This is a genomic window from Curtobacterium sp. 260, assembly GCF_030803485.1.
In the GTDB taxonomy this organism is placed as follows: domain Bacteria; phylum Actinomycetota; class Actinomycetes; order Actinomycetales; family Microbacteriaceae; genus Curtobacterium.
This window is the reverse complement of record NZ_JAURUY010000001.1, coordinates 188,339-201,270: the sequence shown is the minus strand read 5'-3', so window position 1 is coordinate 201,270 and position 12,932 is coordinate 188,339. Positions and strand designations below refer to the sequence as shown.

Below are 12,932 nucleotides of genomic sequence, written 5' to 3'. Positions count from 1 at the left end.
CTCCTCGCAGGGCTCTACCGCTGCGAGGAACCGCCGACGTTGCGTGGTGCGGAAGGGAGACGGGCTAGAGCTCGACGGTGCCGTGGTGGCCGGTGTCGGGCTGGCTCTGCTTGCCGATCGCGGCCTTGAGGGTCTGCACGAGGCTGCCGACCGGACCGGTGTCCTGCGTCCAGTACTCGACCGAGTCGCCCTCGACGGTGAGGAGTCGGATGGTCGGGTCCTGTCGGCCGTCCGGGAACCACGCCTCGGCGAACGAGGACCAGAGTTCGTCGATGACGGACTCGTCGCGGGTGACCGTCGCCGTGCCGGCGATCGAGAGGTACCCGCCCTGCGACTCGATGGCGACGTTGACGTGCGGGTTGCGCGCGATGTCCTCCACCTTCTCGCTGCCGTCCTGCACCAGGAAGCGGAGGGTCCCGTTGAACGCCTTGTCCTGCACGGCCAGCGGACGGGCGTGCAGCTGGCCGTCGTCGCTGACGGTGGTGAGCAGGGCGGTTCGAGCGCCGTGGACGATGTCCGAGATGGCTGCGCGGTGGTCTGCCTGCGTGTCGGTCATGATGCTCCTGTTCGTCGTGCGCCCCGTTGTGCTCGACGTCCGGCCGGGCACTGCCCGGGCGCGTTCCGTTCCCGCCAGTGTGCCCCTCGTCGCTGGGACCTGCCCGCCCGGGTCCCGGGCCCCCGCACGAGTGGCTGCGGCGTGGACGAGTGCCACGCGGGACCGGGCGTGCAGGGCGACAACGGGCGCACCTGGCGAGGACGGGCGTCCCTGACGAGAACGCGCGTACCTGGCGAGAACGCGCGTACCTGGCCGTCGGAGAACAGGAGGTACGCCCGGAACGATCGGGTACCGCGGTCGTCATGGGAAGGAACGGGCACGGACGGGCGCCCACACGCTCCGACCCAGCGACCCCACACCGCGCCGCCCCCGGGGCCGAGGGTGACGCGTCAGACGGCGGGCTCGCGGATCGTCGTCTCGACGTCGACGACCTGCGGGACGCGCGGCATCGAGGCGAAGCCGAACGCCACGGGCGGGTCGAGCGGGGCCAGGGACCCGAGCGGCTCCCCCGCCCACGACCCCGTGACGGCGGTCACGTCGTGCGCGCCGGTCACGCCGTAGTACTCGCGGCGGCCACCACCGGCGGTGCCGGCCGTGCCCGCGCCGGGCGCGACCAGTCGTGCGACCGGATCGATCACGCTGAGCCACCGCGGATCACGCGCGATCGGCTTCGGCACGATGCGGAGCACCCGCCCGAGCGGCGAGATGGATCCGACGTCGATCGAGGCGCGGAGCGGGCCGGCGTCGAGCTCGAGACCACGAGCGGTGCGCCGGGCGTCGATGTCGACCACCGAAACCGTGTCGAAGCGGTAGGTCCCGGAGACGTACGCGGCGACGATCTCGTCCGGAGCGAGCAGCACGCTCGATCCGTCCGGCTGCTCCACGAAGACGTCCGTGAAGGCTCCGAACGGCGACTGGTCCCACATGCCGACGACGAACCGCACGCCGGACGTCGTGCCGACGCCCATGATGCGACCACGGAACCGACGCTCGACGATGTTGGGGCGGGGCGACATGCGGTGGACGGTACCCGGCGCTGCCGTGAGTCGGCGTGGCGGCGGTGGGGCGCGCCTCCCGGCCGACGGGACGCTGCCGGACCCGGCACAACGGGAAGCACCCCGCGCCACGGAATCCCGTGGTGCGGGGTGCTTTTCGTTGTGCACGAGCACGCCGCACCGGCCCGCACCGGCTCGCACCGAGCCGCACCGGCCCACCCCGAGGAGGCGTCCGCCTACGGCACCGGCACCGGCTCGGCGAGCAGCTCGCGCACCCGCGGTGCGACCCGCGTGCCGTAGAGCTCGATCGACCGCATCATGTCCTCGTGCGGCAGGCGCCCCGTCGCGTAGCGCATGTCGAAGCGCGAGACGCCGAGGATCCGCATGTTCCGCGCGATCTTCCGCGCCACCGTCTCCGGCGACCCGACGTACAGCGACCCGCCGGCGGACAGTCCCGCCTGGTACTGCGCGGCGTCGAGGGGCGGCCAGCCGCGCTCGCGGCCCAGCCGGTCGGTGACGGCCTTGTGGTACGGCCAGTAGCGCTCGGCTGCCTCGGCGTCGGTCTCGGCGACGAAACCCGGCGAGTGCATCGCGATGGGCTGCTGCGGGAGCTCGAGCTGCGTGAGCGCCTGGCGGTACAGCCGCGAGAACGGGGCGAACTGCGCCGGCTGCCCGCCGATGATCGCGAGGAACAGCGGCAGGCCGTAGGACGCCGCACGGATGACGGACTGCGGCGAGCCGCCGACGCCGATCCAGGTCGGGATCGGGCCGTGCTCGAGCTTGGGGAAGACGTCCTGGTCGACGAGCGCCGCGCGCTTGGTGCCGGACCACGTCACCGCGTCCCCACCGCGCAGGGAGTTCCAGAGCTGCAGCTTCTCCTCGAACAGGACCTCGTAGTCGGCCAGATCGTAGCCGAACAGCGGGAAGGACTCCGTGAACGAGCCGCGGCCGAGGATCACCTCGGCGCGCCCGTCCGACAGGGCGTCCACGGTGGCGAAGCGCTCGTACACGCGCACCGGGTCGTCCGAGGACAGGACGGTGACGGCGGAGCCCATGCGGATCGACGAGGTGCGGGCGGCGATGGCGGCGAGGACGACCTCGGGAGCGCTGACCACGAAGTCCTCGCGGTGGTGCTCCCCGACGCCGATGAAGTCGATCCCGACCTGGTCCGCGAGGACGGCCTGGTCGACGACGTCGCGGATGCTCTGCGCGTCCGAGCGGAGCGACCCGTCGGCACGCTCGGTGACGTCACCGAAGGTGTCGAGGCCGAGCTGGACCGGCCCGATGCGCTCGGGTGCGGGCGGCGGGACGTCCGACGGGCGGTCGGTGCCGAATGCGTTGCTCATGTGCGCCTCCTGATCGATGCGTTTGCATGAACTGTAGCACCGCGGGAGCCGGACGTACAGCCCCGACGGCGCGCGCCCGGCGGGTCACCAGACCGCCGGCGTACCGTGCCGCGCATGGCGAACATCCCCGACCAGACCGGCCGTCGCATCGTCGTGACCGGCGCGAACAGCGGCACGGGCAAGGAGACCGCGAAGCGGCTCGCCGGTGCCGGCGCGAGCGTCGTGCTCGCCGTCCGCACCACCGCGAAGGGCGAGGACGCCGCGACCGAGATCCGCCGGGAGCACCCGGGCGCCGACCTCGAGGTGCGCGAGCTCGACCTCGCCGACCTCGCCAGCGTCCGCCGGTTCGCCGCGGGCATCGCCGACGACGGCCGTCCCCTCCACGTCCTGGTGAACAACGCCGGCGTGATGGCCCCGCCCGAGCGCTTCGAGACCGCGGACGGCTTCGAGCTGCAGTTCGGCACGAACTTCCTGGGACACCTGGCGCTCACGAACCTGCTGCTGCCGACGTTGCTCGGCACGGCCGCGGGCAGCGACGACGCCCGGCCCCCGCGCGTCGCGACGATGTCGAGCCTCGCCGCCGTCCCCGGCAGCATCCGCTTCACCGACCCGCAGTGGGAGCGCGGCTACAACGGCTGGCGGGCCTACTCGCAGTCCAAGCTGGCCGACCTGCTCCTCGCGCTGCACCTGCACCGGCTGTCCGTCGAGCGGGACTGGCCACTCGTCAGCACGGCGGCCCACCCCGGCTACACGCGCACGAACCTGCAGTCCACCGGCCGCTCGCTCGGCCGGTCGCGTCCGGTCCGCGCGAGCGACCGCGCGCTCCCCTTCACGCAGGCGGTGGAGCAGGGCGCGGAGCCGCTCCTGTACGCCGCCGTCGGTCCGGCCGCGGTCGGCGGGGCCTACTACGGGCCGTCCGGGTTCGGGGGGCTGACCGGACCGACCACGACGGTCTCGGTGCCGCGCTCGGCGCGCAGTGCGGACCTCGCCCGGTCGCTCTGGGCGGTCGCCGAGGACCTCACCGACACGCACGCGCCCGCCTGACCGCTGGCTCGGCACCCGCACCGGCCGGGAGGCACGACCCGACCGCGCCCCGTCGGCGTCAGAACCGCAGGTGGTCGCGCGCGAACGCGTCGATCACTCCCGCCTCGAGGGCACGCTGTCCACGGGCGGTCGGGTGCACGTCGTCGGACTGCATCCACTCCGGGTGACCGGACAGCGGCTGCCCGACGTCGACGTAGGTGCCGCCGTCGCGCCGGGTCGCCCGCTGCAGGGCGTGCGAGATCGTCGCCAGCTGCGCCGGCGGGGCCTGCTCGTTCCACACGGCGCTCAGCCCCACCACCCTGGCTCCGGGCAGGTCGCGGTGGACGAGGGCCACGAGCTGGTCGGTGGCGCTCGTCACCTGTGCGTCGTCCTCGCCCAGGTCGTTCGAGCTCGCCTGCACGAAGACGACCCGGGGGCGCAGGTCGACCGCACGCTTGACGAGCCCCGGGTAGGCACTGGCGCACTCGTCCGGGTCCCCCGTGGCGACGACGCCGGCCCCGTCGCAGGACAGGTTCGTCAGCTGCCACCGTTCGGTCCGGGCGAGGAGCGCTGGCCAGGCCTGCTCCGGCGTCAGGCCGTGGCCGCCGCTCACCGAGTCGCCGATGACGACGATCCGCTCCCCCGGGGCGTGGTCCCAGGCGCGGCCGGTCGGGCTCGGCGAGGAGGCCGCGACCACCGAGGAGTCCTCGCTGCAGCCGACGAGGGCGAGCGCGGTGAGGGCGGCGAGCGTCGTCGCGAGGACGGCTCGACCGCGGGGACGGCGCCGCGGAGCAGGGTCACCGATGCCCGCGACGGTGCGCGGGGACGGCCGTGTGGTCGGGGTCACGACGGGGACCGTACGCCGCCGGACCACGGCGGGACCGGCCGGTGCGCTGCTGCTCCTCACAGCATCGGGGACGTCCGGGCGGGACGATCACGCCCGGTGCAGCTCCACCGAGCCGTCGAGGCGTCCCGGGTGGGCGAGCCGCGCGTGCTGCAGCACCGTCCGACCGGGCCCGACCGCGGCGGCGACGACGGACAGCGTCGCGACGTGGCCGTCCGGCTCGACCGCGTCGCGCAGGATCGCGTCCGGGTGGTCCGGGGGCAGGGCCGCGGAGTCGGCGAGCACGCCGAACCAGCCGCTCCAGCCGTCGCCCGCGTCGTCGCCGAGGTCGGCGGTACGGAGTTCGTCGAACGGGCCGAGCGCCGGCGGTCCGGCCGGCGCCGGGGCCGCGCGGAAGGCCTCGAGCCACCGGCCGACCCGCGGCGCGGCGGGGTCGTCCGGGGCTCCGTGGGTCACCATGTGCACGCCGGGCTCGAGCAGGGTCGTCCGCACCGCCCTGCCGTCCCAGGTGTCGACGGCGGCGCCCTCGGCCGTGGCCCGTACCAGGTTGAACGCACGCGTGGTCGGGAGCGAGCCGCCCGCGCCCGGCGCCGCGCCGGTCAGCGCGTCGAGCGGCAGCACGCCGCGGGTGGTCCAGGTGCCGTCGTCGCTCGGCACCGGTTCGGCACGGTTCAGCACGACGGCGAGCCCCGCGGCGTCGGACGCGGCGAGCCACGCTCCGCCGGCCGACCGGTCGCGCACACCCCGGACGGCGGGGTCGAGCTCGGGCCACCAGGCGGCGGGCGGGTCCCAGGGACGGTCGGGCGACTCGTCACGGAGCGCCAGCACGGTGACGGGCCACGCGGCGCCGCGGTCGACGCGGACGACGACGGTGCACATGGGCTCGATCCTCGCACGGCCGTCCGGGTAGCGTGACCGACGTGGATGCTGCAGCAGGTCGCCGTCTGTCCGTCGTCGTCGGGATCACCGGGGGCATCGCCGCCTACAAGGCCGTGGGGGTCGTCCGCGACCTCGTCAAGCGCGGCCACGACGTGCACGTCGTCCCGACCGAGGGTGCACTCCGCTTCGTCGGACTGCCGACACTCGAGGCGCTGAGCCGGAACCCGGTCACGACGAGCGTCTGGGACGACGTGGCCGAGGTGCGGCACGTGGCGCTCGGACGCCGGGCGGACCTGGTCGTCGTCGCGCCCGCGACCGCCGACTCCCTGGCGCGGATGGCCCACGGACTCGCCGGGGACCTGCTCGGGACGACGCTGCTCGCGACCGAGGCGCCCGTGGTGGTCGCCCCCGCGATGCACCCGCAGATGTGGGAGCACCCCGCGACCCGGGCGAACGTCCGGACCCTGCGCGACCGCGGGGTGCACTTCGTCGGGCCGGTGGTCGGCGCGCTGACGGGTGACGACGCCGGGATCGGCCGGATGGCGGAACCCGAGGACATCGCGGCCGCGGCGCTGGCGGTGCTCGACCGGCCGACCGAGGCGGGCCGACGGGACCAGGGCGGCGCGGGCCTCCCGGCCGGTGCCGCAGCGGGGTCGGGGACGGGGGCGCGAGGTGACCAGGGCGACCTCGCCGGGGTGCGTGTCGTCGTGAGCGCCGGAGGGACGCGCGAGCCGTTCGACCCGGTGCGCTTCGTCGGCAACCGGTCGAGCGGACGCCAGGGCGTGGCGATCGCCGCGGACGCCGTCCGACGCGGCGCGACCGTGACGCTCGTCGCCGCGAACGTGGACGCCGGGCTCACCGCGGAGCTCGGTGCGACCGTGGTGCCCGTCGGGTCCGCCCAGGAACTCGCCGACGCGGTGCACGCCGCGGCGGTCGACGCCGACGTGGTGGTGATGACCGCCGCGGTCGCGGACTACCGACCGGCCGAGGTCCGCCCCGACAAGCTGAAGAAGGACGACCAGGGCGACACCATGACCCTCGAGCTCGTCCGCAACCCCGACGTGCTGGCCGACCTCGTCCGAGCACGCCGCACGGGTCAGGTCATCGTCGGGTTCGCCGCGGAGACCGAGCCCGACAGAGAGGCCCGGATCGCCCTCGGACGCGCCAAGATCGCCCGGAAGCCGGCCGACCTGCTCGTCGTGAACCACGTCGGGTGGGACGCGGGCTTCGAACGCGAGGAGAACGCGATCGAGGTGCTCGTGCCCGGCGGCGACGTCGTCCGGGAGACCTCCGGCAGCAAGGCGGACGTCGCCACGGCGGTGCTCGACCTCGTCGCGACCGCCCTGACCTGAGCGACGCCCGACACCCGCTCGGGCGAGGGCGTGCACGATGGGCGCATGCGACGACGCGAGCGCGCCCGACGTGCCACCCGGACCGCCACCATGCTCGCCGTGCTCCTCGGCGGAGCCGGCGTCACCCACTTCCTGCGCCCGCGGGGCTACGACCGGATCGTGCCGGAGGGCCTCCCCCCGCGCCTGACCACGGTCGCCTCCGGCGTGGCCGAGCTCGGCATCGCCGCCGGACTCGCCGTGCCGGCCACCCGTCGCGCGTCCGGCTGGGCGGCAGCGGCACTGTTCCTGGCGGTCTTCCCCGCGAACGTCAAGATGGCCGCCGACCTCCTCGACAGCCCACGCGCAGGGCGCGCCGCACGGCTGGTCGGCGTCGCGCGGCTCCCGCTGCAGGCGCCGCTCGTGGCCTGGGCCGTGCGCGTCGCACGACACGCGCCACGACGGTGACCGACGCGGTCCGACAGCGGGCGGCGGTCCCGCTCGTGCACCGGCCCGTCGCCGTGCACGCGTGGGAGGACATCGTGTTCGCGCACTGGCGGCGGCACCCGGCCTCGCTCGCCCGGCTCGTGCCACGCGGCACCCGGCCCGACGTGGTCGACGGCAGCGCGTGGGTGGGTCTGACCGCCTACGTGTTCCGCGAGACGGCCCTCCCGCCGTTCCCGCCCTCACGACGACTCGGTTCGATGACCGAGGTCACGATCGAGATCCCGACCGTCGACACCAGGGGTCGCCACGGCATCGTCTACCGCACGGTCGACACCGGCCACGTCCCCGCCATCGTCGCCGCGAACACGCTGCTCGGCGTGCCGTACACGTTCTCCCACGTCCGGGCGACGCGTCGCGGGGACACCCTCGACCACCGGTCGGTCCGACACCCGGCCCGGGCGGCGCACCCGGTCCGCTGGGCGCGGGCGCTCGTGCACGCGGGGAACGCACGCCCGCCACGACCCCGCCCGCGGCACGACGTCCTCGTCCGGGTCACCGCGGGCGACGTCGTGGACACGCCGCTCGCCGCCGCGCTCACCACGCGCGCCGGCATCCACGCGCGACACCTGGCGCAGACGCTCTTCTGGCAGCGGCAGCACGCGCCGCTGACCGTCCGCAGCGCCCGGCTCGAGCGGCTCGAGGGCGACCTGCCGGCCGCTGTCGGCCTGCCCGGGCTCCTCGACCGCGACCCCGACTCACTGCTCGTCGTGGACGCGACGACCGTGCGCTACGCGTGGGGCGAGGTGGTCCGGTGAGCGACGACCCGTACGACCTCGACCGGTTCGTGCGTGCGCAGGAGGGCGTCCACGAGCAGGCACTCGCGGAGCTGGCGGCCGGCCGGAAGCGGTCGCACTGGATGTGGTTCGTGTTCCCGCAGCTCGCCGGCCTCGTGCGCAGTGCGACAGCGCAGCGGTACGCGATCGAGGGGCTCGCCGAGGCGCGGGCGTTCCTGGCACACCCCGTGCTCGGGCCGCGCCTGCTCGAGGCCGCCCGCACCGTCGTCGACGCACCGGCCCGGAGCGCGGACGACCTGTTCGGTGGGATCGACGCGCTGAAGGCCCGGTCGTCCGCGACCCTGTTCGCCAGGGCCGCCGAGGACCCGGCTCCGTTCCGTGCCCTGCTGGACCGGTGGTTCGACGGGACCGAGGACCCGGTGACGGTCCGGCTGCTCGCCGCCACCTGAGGCACGGCGGTCGACGGACGACCGTTCACATATCAGGTACTGTGATCAGGCGTCGACACCGACCGGTCCGGCGCTCCCGACCGTCCACCGAGAACGAGGACACCCGCATGCCGGTCCCCAGCAGCGCCCCCACCGAGCACCAGCTGCTCCGCGACACCGTCCGCCACAAGATCCACGCCGCGATCATGGACGGCACGCTCGAGCCCGGTGAACGCCTCAACGACGACGAGCTCATCGCCTGGCTCGGCGTCTCCCGCACCCCGATCCGCGAAGCCCTCAGCCAGCTCGCCCGCGCCGGTCTCATCGAGATGGCACCGAACCGGTACACCCGGGTCACCACCCCGAAGGCCGAGGAGGTCGTCGAGGCGATGCAGACCCTCGGCGTGCTGTTCGGCGGGGTCGTCCGGCTGGCCGTCCCCCGGCTCACGGCGCCGACGCGGAAGAAGATCCTCGCGCAGCTCGACCGGACGATCACCGAGCTCGACGCGCACGACGTCCCCGCCGTCAACCACGACGCGCTCTCGGTCTTCGGGCTGTACGTCGACGCCTGCGGCAACGAGAACCTGCAGCGGGTGTGCCGCGACACGACGGACGGTCTGGCGTTCCGCCTGCGCCTGCCGAACCTCGACGAGCTCATCGACTGGGACCAGATGACCGCGGACTTCCGCCGGCTGCGCGACGCGACCGAGAGCGGTGACAACATCGCCGCCGAACTCGCGACCGAGGCGATCCACCTGCTCCCGGGCGAGAAGCGGCACCGCTCCAGCTGAGCACACCTGTCACGTCGTACAGGAACGCCCGTCCCGAACCCCGGGACGGGCGTTCCTGCACCCGGCGGCAGCACCCCGCACGGCACTCGGTCACACGCCCGTGGGGACCGGTAGCATCGCTCCGACCCGCTCGAACAGCCTCGACCCGACGACCCGGGAGCACCGCATGAGCCACCGCCAGCCGGACCGCACCGAGATCGCCGCGCGCCTCGCCGCCGCCGTCGGACGCATCAACCGCCGCGCGCGCACCGACTCGGCCGCGCTGGGCTACGGGCTCGTCTCCGCACTCGCGACGATCCAGGCAGAGGGACCCCTGCGTCCCGGCGACCTGTCGCGGATCGAGGTCGTCACGAAGCCCACGATGACGCGCATCCTCACCGAGCTCGAGCAACGCGGTTTCATCGAACGCGAGGCCGACCCGCGTGACGGCCGGGCGTTCATGGTGTCGGCCACCCCCGCGGGCATCGCCGCCGTCGAACGGGCCCGCTCCGACCGCACCGGCATCGTCGCCGGGCTCATCGCGGACCTGCCCGACGACGAGGTCGACTCCATCGCCGCCGCCCTCGCCGCCCTCGAACGGATCGGCCAGGGCGAGCGCTCCCAGGAAGCACGCACCTCCGAGCGCTGACCCGGCCGCGTCAGCACCGTTACCGAACCGTCACCAAGAGGTGGACGGACGGTTCTGCCAGGGGTTCCGGACGGGCCGTCCAGGCTGGCACGTCATCGTGGCGGCTTCGCCCGAGCAGGCGGCCACCCGGTCGCCCAACGGCGGACGGACGGGCCCCACACCACCGTCCGGTCCTCCCCCGGCTCGCGGCTCCCCCACGACGGCCGTCCCGACGGTCGTGCACGCTCCCCCACACCCGCGTGCCCGATCCGGCGTGCCCGGGAGTCGCCCTCCAGCCGGCCGACCACCGGAACCGATGACGCGAACCACCCCCGAAGCCCCCACCACCGCGACCACCCGACGCCAGGCGCTCGACACCCCGAGCCGCCGTGTCCGCCGTGCGCTCCGCAGTCGCTCCGCCCTCGTCGTCGGGGGCGCTGCCGCCGTCGCCCTCGTCGGCGGACTCGCCACCGTCGGCACACAGCCGGCCATCGGCGAGGCCATCGGCGTCCCCTCCGCGAGCGCCTCGGCCACCCCGGCGCTGCACGGCGCGGACCTCGACCGCGCCCAGGCCGCTGCGACCATCGCGACCGCCCGCACGGTGCTCGCCGACGCGAACGACAAGACCGACACGCGCGCCCTCGAACGCCAGGTCGCAGCCCTGTCGGACTACCGCGGCATGTCCGGCTCCGCGATCACCACCCGCATCGCCTCGACCGTCGACGCCACGACGCAGGTCGCCGACGAGAGCGCGTCCCAGGACAAGGCGGACGCCGACGCGGCGGCAGCGGCAGCAGCGCAGGCGAAGGCCGACGCCGAGGCGAAGGCCGCAGCCGAGCGTGCGGCAGCGGAGGCTGCGGCAGCAGCCGAGCGCCTCGCCGCTGCGAACACCGTCGCCGGCGCCAAGGCCACGGCGTCCTCGATGGCGTCGTCGCAGTACGGCTGGGGCTCCGCGCAGTTCCAGTGCCTCGACAACCTGTGGACCAAGGAGTCCGGCTGGAACTACCGGGCCGTGAACCCGAACGGTGGCGCGACGGGCATCCCGCAGGCGCTCCCCGGCTCGAAGATGGCCACGGTCGCGGCCGACTGGCAGACCAACGCCACCACCCAGATCACCTGGGGGCTGCGGTACATCAGCGCGGCCTACGGCACGCCCTGTGCCGCGTGGGCCCACTCGCAGGCGAACAACTTCTACTGAGCCGCGAGCGGGTGACGGGCGTCACCGGATGACGGACGGGAGGCACGGTGCCGGCGGGCGCCGTGCCTCCCGTCCGTCCCGTGGTCCGTCGTCGTCGCCCTGCCGCCGTGCGAGCGAGCCCGTCGGGTCAGCCGACGCGCGCGATGCGCACGTCCACGCGGCCGAGCGCGAGCCCGCGCTCGCCCGCGACGCGGAGCGCGGCGTCGTGCGCCGCACGCGCCGCAGCCCGCGCGGGGGCCGATCCGTCGGTGCCGATGACGACGCGGAGGACGTCGTCGTCGAGCACCACCCGGGAGACCGGCGCACGCGACGCGAGCCGCCGGGCGGACTCGACCGCGCTGCCGAGGGTCGGCCGCGCGCGGTACAGGTCGGCAACGCCGGGCGCCGCGAGGACCGCGGCCTCGATCGCCGCGGCCGTCTCGTCGTCGATGCTCATGCGCGGCCCTCCTCGTCGATCGCTCCGGATGCAGCCTGGACCCCGTCGTGCGCGGGCGGGAGCGGGGGCAGGAGGTCCCGGACGTGCACGTCGACCGCCTCGACACGGAGGTCGGTCTGCTCGGCGAGGATCTCGGCGACGGTCTGGCGGACGTGCTCGGCGGTGGCGTGGATCGGTGCCCCGGACCGGATCGCCAGCTCGACCAGGACCCGGACGGGTGCATCGAGCAGCGTGACGTCGCCCTGCAGCGCGCAGCGGGCGATCACGACACCGGGGACGACGTCCCCGGCGGTCCGGATCAGGGACCGGATGGCTCCCTCCGTCATCACGGGACGCTCGGTCGGGACGGACGGGCGCAGCGGGACGTCGCGACCGGCGCGGGCCTCGAGCGAGATGTTCGCCAGGACACCGCCGATCCACGACTCGTCCGCGGGTGCCTCCTGAGCAGCGGCGGTGTCGAGCGAGCCGAGGGACGACTGTCGGAGCCGGACGAGTGCAGCGAGCGCGTTCTGGCACGCCGCGGAGTCGTCGATGCTCGGGTCGGCCGGTTGCATCCCGGCGTCCAGGTAGTCCGCGAGCTCGTCGATGGTGTGGCCGTCGAGGTCCTCGGGTTCGAGCGCGTCGAGCGGTACGTCGTCGGGGCGCGTGCGGTCGGGTCCGGTCATCGCCATGCCTCCATGAGACGGATCATGTTCTTCCTCGCACGCGAGAGCAGGCCGCGCACGGTCGACACCGGCAGGTCGAGCTCCTCGGCGATGTCCTCGTAGCGGTACTCGAGCATCTCCTTCATCACCCAGCACCGTCGCTGCGCCTCGGGGAGCTCGGCGAGGGCGGTCTCGACCGCCTCCTCGCGGGACCGGGCCTCGGCGACTCGCTCCGGAGCGTCGTCCCGCGGTGCCGCGACCTCGAGCTCGGTGACGTCGAGGTGCTCGCGCCGCGCCCGGATGCGGTCGATGCACTTGCGACTGAGGATCCGCATGAGCCACGACTTGACCTTGGCGCCGTCGTCGAGCGCGTCGAGCCGGTTCCACGCGGTGATGAAGGTCTCCTGCACGACGTCGTCGAGCTCGTCGGTGGATCCGAGGGTCCGCCGGGCGTAGGCGCGGAGCAGCGGTGTGTACCGCCGGATCAGGACCTCGAACGCCCGGACGTCGCCGTCGGACGAGCGGCCCGCGAGGACGGCGTCGTCGAGGTCGGCGAGGGGCTGGTACGGCACACCACCCTTCTACCGGTCAGTGGTGGAGGAAGTCTGGGCGGGTG

General features: G+C 74.4%; 16 protein-coding genes. 8 read left to right on the top strand and 8 right to left on the bottom strand.

Annotated features, from left to right (window positions below; translation table 11 throughout):
• Positions 1–64: 64 nt before the first annotated feature.
• The 3 genes from J2X59_RS00945 to J2X59_RS00935 form a co-directional block, all read right to left on the bottom strand.
• Positions 65–556, bottom strand: coding sequence for a pyridoxamine 5'-phosphate oxidase family protein (locus J2X59_RS00945; RefSeq protein WP_326495396.1), 492 nt, complete (start codon positions 554–556; stop codon positions 65–67).
• A gap of 389 nt (positions 557–945) precedes the next feature.
• Complete coding sequence (locus J2X59_RS00940) at positions 946–1,572, bottom strand: hypothetical protein (RefSeq protein ID WP_326495395.1); 627 nt, start codon at positions 1,570–1,572, stop codon at positions 946–948.
• Between the two features lie 215 nt (positions 1,573–1,787).
• Complete coding sequence (locus tag J2X59_RS00935; RefSeq protein WP_326495394.1) at positions 1,788–2,897, bottom strand: LLM class flavin-dependent oxidoreductase; 1,110 nt, start codon at positions 2,895–2,897, stop codon at positions 1,788–1,790.
• 114 nt (positions 2,898–3,011) lie between these two features.
• On the opposite strand from J2X59_RS00935, the gene J2X59_RS00930 reads away from it, so the two are divergent.
• Entirely contained in the window at positions 3,012–3,941 is a 930-nt protein-coding gene (locus tag J2X59_RS00930; RefSeq protein ID WP_326495393.1) for an SDR family oxidoreductase, read from the top strand.
• Positions 3,942–3,999: 58 nt separating this feature from the next.
• Here the strand turns inward: J2X59_RS00930 and J2X59_RS00925 are convergent, their stop codons facing one another.
• Positions 4,000–4,767 carry an SGNH/GDSL hydrolase family protein gene (locus J2X59_RS00925; RefSeq protein WP_326495392.1) on the bottom strand — a complete coding sequence of 256 codons (768 nt, stop codon included), beginning with the start codon at positions 4,765–4,767 and terminating at the stop codon, positions 4,000–4,002.
• A gap of 87 nt (positions 4,768–4,854) precedes the next feature.
• On the bottom strand, positions 4,855–5,643 hold the full coding sequence (locus J2X59_RS00920; RefSeq protein WP_326495391.1) for an NRDE family protein: 789 nt from the start codon (positions 5,641–5,643) through the stop codon (positions 4,855–4,857).
• Between the two features lie 65 nt (positions 5,644–5,708).
• Here J2X59_RS00920 and J2X59_RS00915 point away from each other — a divergent pair, with 65 nt between their 5' ends.
• The 7 genes from J2X59_RS00915 to J2X59_RS00885 all read left to right on the top strand — a co-directional run bounded on the left by J2X59_RS00915 (position 5,709) and on the right by J2X59_RS00885 (position 11,236).
• On the top strand, positions 5,709–6,995 hold the full coding sequence (locus J2X59_RS00915; RefSeq protein WP_251154657.1) for a bifunctional phosphopantothenoylcysteine decarboxylase/phosphopantothenate synthase: 1,287 nt from the start codon (positions 5,709–5,711) through the stop codon (positions 6,993–6,995).
• A gap of 45 nt (positions 6,996–7,040) precedes the next feature.
• Positions 7,041–7,439, top strand: coding sequence for a DoxX family protein (locus tag J2X59_RS00910; RefSeq protein ID WP_326495390.1), 399 nt, complete (start codon positions 7,041–7,043; stop codon positions 7,437–7,439).
• On the top strand, positions 7,436–8,233 hold the full coding sequence (locus tag J2X59_RS00905; protein WP_326495389.1) for a DUF2071 domain-containing protein: 798 nt from the start codon (positions 7,436–7,438) through the stop codon (positions 8,231–8,233). The genes J2X59_RS00910 and J2X59_RS00905 overlap by 4 nt, the downstream gene beginning before the upstream one ends.
• The gene (locus J2X59_RS00900; protein WP_326495388.1) at positions 8,230–8,661 is read left to right on the top strand and encodes a DUF1810 domain-containing protein; all 432 of its coding nucleotides are present in this window, start codon (positions 8,230–8,232) and stop codon (positions 8,659–8,661) included. Before J2X59_RS00905 ends, J2X59_RS00900 begins: the two co-directional genes overlap by 4 nt.
• A 107-nt stretch (positions 8,662–8,768) precedes the next feature.
• The gene (locus J2X59_RS00895; RefSeq protein ID WP_326495387.1) at positions 8,769–9,431 is read left to right on the top strand and encodes a GntR family transcriptional regulator; all 663 of its coding nucleotides are present in this window, start codon (positions 8,769–8,771) and stop codon (positions 9,429–9,431) included.
• A gap of 166 nt (positions 9,432–9,597) precedes the next feature.
• The gene (locus J2X59_RS00890) at positions 9,598–10,059 is read left to right on the top strand and encodes a MarR family winged helix-turn-helix transcriptional regulator (protein ID WP_326495386.1); all 462 of its coding nucleotides are present in this window, start codon (positions 9,598–9,600) and stop codon (positions 10,057–10,059) included.
• A gap of 295 nt (positions 10,060–10,354) precedes the next feature.
• Complete coding sequence (locus tag J2X59_RS00885) at positions 10,355–11,236, top strand: phospholipase (protein ID WP_326495385.1); 882 nt, start codon at positions 10,355–10,357, stop codon at positions 11,234–11,236.
• A gap of 127 nt (positions 11,237–11,363) precedes the next feature.
• On the opposite strand, the gene J2X59_RS00880 is transcribed toward J2X59_RS00885, so the two are convergent.
• The 3 genes from J2X59_RS00880 to J2X59_RS00870 are packed head-to-tail and all read right to left on the bottom strand — an operon-like array spanning position 11,364 to position 12,888.
• Positions 11,364–11,672, bottom strand: a complete 309-nt coding sequence (locus J2X59_RS00880) for a hypothetical protein (protein ID WP_251159616.1) — start codon at positions 11,670–11,672, stop codon at positions 11,364–11,366.
• Positions 11,669–12,343, bottom strand: a complete 675-nt coding sequence (locus J2X59_RS00875; RefSeq protein ID WP_326495384.1) for a hypothetical protein — start codon at positions 12,341–12,343, stop codon at positions 11,669–11,671. Before J2X59_RS00875 ends, J2X59_RS00880 begins: the two co-directional genes overlap by 4 nt.
• Complete coding sequence (locus J2X59_RS00870) at positions 12,334–12,888, bottom strand: RNA polymerase sigma factor (RefSeq protein WP_066655417.1); 555 nt, start codon at positions 12,886–12,888, stop codon at positions 12,334–12,336. The genes J2X59_RS00875 and J2X59_RS00870 overlap by 10 nt, the downstream gene beginning before the upstream one ends.
• Positions 12,889–12,932 lie beyond the last annotated feature (44 nt).